At 57.6% G+C, this 2,467-nt stretch carries 2 protein-coding genes; both read left to right on the forward strand.

The window, feature by feature from the left end; genetic code table 11:
• Positions 1-65 precede the first annotated feature (65 nt).
• On the forward strand, positions 66-830 hold the full coding sequence (locus EBBID32_RS01010) for an IS6 family transposase (protein WP_006949122.1): 765 nt from the start codon (positions 66-68) through the stop codon (positions 828-830).
• 114 nt (positions 831-944) lie between these two features.
• Positions 945-2,273, forward strand: coding sequence for a hypothetical protein (locus tag EBBID32_RS01015; protein WP_006949123.1), 1,329 nt, complete (start codon positions 945-947; stop codon positions 2,271-2,273).
• Positions 2,274-2,467: the final 194 nt, after the last annotated feature.

The raw sequence follows: 2,467 nt of genomic DNA on the forward strand, positions 1-2,467 counted from the left end.
GGCTCTGTTGCAAACTCTGACACGGTTTCCAAGATTGGGCTCATGTACTGTCAAGGTCAGTTGCGATGAACGATTTCAAAGGACGGCATTTTACCGGCGAGGTCATCCTATGGGCGGTGCGCTGGTATTGTCGATACGGCATCAGCTACCGTGATCTCGAGGAAATGCTGTCCGAGCGTGGGATCGATGTCGATCATACGACGATCTATCGCTGGGTGCAGCGCTACGCGCCGGAGATGGAGAAGCGTCTCCGCTGGTTCTGGCGGCGCGGCTTTGATCCGAGCTGGCGTCTGGATGAGACCTACGTAAAGGTGCGGGGCAAATGGACCTACCTGTACCGGGCGGTCGACAAACGGGGCGACACGATTGATTTCTATCTGTCATCGACACGCAGCGCCAAAGCGGCGAAGCGCTTTCTGGGCAAAGCTCTTCGTGGCCTGAAGGACTGGGAAAAGCCGGCCAAACTCAATACCGACAAGGCACCCAGCTACGGCGCAGCAATCGCTGAGCTGAAACGCGAAGGCAAACTGGCGGCGGAAACCGAGCACCGGCAGGTGAAATATCTGAACAACGTGCTCGAGGCCGACCACGGCAAGCTGAAGATGCTGATCAAGCCGGTACGTGGCTTCAAGTCGATGCCAACGGCCTACGCCACGATCAAGGGCTTCGAGGTCATGCGCGCCCTACGCAAAGGACAGGCCCAGGCATGGTGCCTGCAGCCAGGTATCATGGGGGAGGTGCGCCTGGTTGAAAGAGCATTCGGAATTGGACCCTCGGCCCTGACCGAAACCATGATTATGCTCAATAAGCATTTCGCCAATGCTGCCTAATCCCCCAACTGGGTGACGCCGCGCGGCCGTGCCCCATGTTTGCAACAGAGCCCTATTCTCAGTCTCGATATTATCCAGGCGCAGCGCTTTTCAACATTCTCATTGGGAGGTCTTATGACCAAGCGTAAATACATCAACACAATGATTTCGTCTTTTGCGATGCTCGTAAGCAGTATGCTTGTGGCCAGCGAAGCTTCCGCCGAGTTCGTGGCGCAGTCGGACGATCGCCCGCCGTCGCCCTCGCGGCTGATCTTCCCTGATACCCAGGAGGGCTATCATGTCCTCGCCGGCGATCTGCACCTTCATACGGTCTTTTCCGACGGCTCCGCATGGCCCACGCTGCGCCTGGCGGAAGCGGCCCATGATGGGCTCAAATTCGTGTCCTTCACAGAGCACGACATCATCACGCCGAAAATCCGCGACACCGGAACCAACAAAAACCGCAGCTATGAAATCGGGCGCGCTTTCATCGATTCCGGCATGCTCGGACTGAAGGGTATGAGGCTCTCCCTCGGGGCTGAGATCACGCGTGGCATCGGGCACTTCAACTGCCATTTTCTCAAGGATGCCAATGCGCTGAACCCAGCCAAGATCCACTACAGCACGTTCAAGCAGACCGGCACACAGCATCAGGTGGACTGGAACCGAACCGGTCCGGTGGAAAAGGACCTGGAGGCGCGGTTCCGTGAAGCGAAGCGCCAAGGTGGCATCTGTCAGTGGAATCATCCCACCTTCCCATCTTCCATCCCCGGAGATGCCGTGGTGACACCGTTTCTCGAGCGGATGTTCAAGGAGGGCCTGTTGTCAGGCATCGAGGTCGCGCAGAGCGACTTCATCCACCCTGCGGCCATGGACGTGGCTCTGAAATACAATCTCTACATCGCTGCGACGACCGACGCCCATCTCGGAACGACCATGGAGCAGGAAGCGGCCGGAATGGACCACCGCGTGACGACGTTGTTCCTGACGCGAGGCGACGATGAAAGCGCCTTCAAGGATGCCCTGGAAAAGCGTCGCACTGTCGGCCTGTTTCGAGACACCTTCTTCGGCACCAAGGAGAACGTCGGGGCCGTGATCAATTCGGTCTTGAAAATGTCTTTCACCAAGTACTCGCCTTCGGAGATGCTGATCGGCAACATGGGTGAGATGGAGATCAAGAATTCCGGGCCGATCGACATCGAGCTGGAGATTCTCCAGCCTGGGTTTCGTCTGCTGAACTACCCGCGCTTCGTTAAGGTAGCGCATGGATCGAAGATCACCTTGAAGGCGCTGCAGATCGATGGGCCGAATTTCAAGGGTATCAAAGTTCGCGTGATCAATTCGCTCGTGACGTCGCACGATCAGCTGGAGTTTTTCCTTCAAGCGCAGCCGTTCGATCTGAACGCCATTACCGGCAAAGGTACGCTGGGCGGAATTCCCGCCGATCTCGACGGTTGGATGTAAAGAATAGTGACGACGGGGCGGCCATGGAGGGCTTTCTCCATGGCCGTCCCCAGTTCACCCGAGCGCACGACTTCAGTCGCCCATGGGCCGGTAGGGTTCGAGCAGTCCCAGGCGATTCAGGCATTTATGAGTACGACCTAGACGCGTCTCCGACATGGTCCCTCCCGAGCTATAACCGGGGGTTGAGTAGCAAC

The organism is Sphingobium indicum BiD32 (assembly GCF_000382885.1).
Taxonomy (GTDB): Bacteria; Pseudomonadota; Alphaproteobacteria; order Sphingomonadales; family Sphingomonadaceae; genus Sphingobium; species Sphingobium japonicum_C.

What these genes read in the sequence shown, in the direction of transcription:
- EBBID32_RS01015 (WP_006949123.1), top strand. Translation starts at nt 945, where the DNA reads ATGACCAAGCGTAAATACATCAACACAATGATTTCGTCTTTTGCGATG.
- EBBID32_RS01010 (WP_006949122.1), top strand. Translation starts at nt 66, where the DNA reads ATGAACGATTTCAAAGGACGGCATTTTACCGGCGAGGTCATCCTATGG.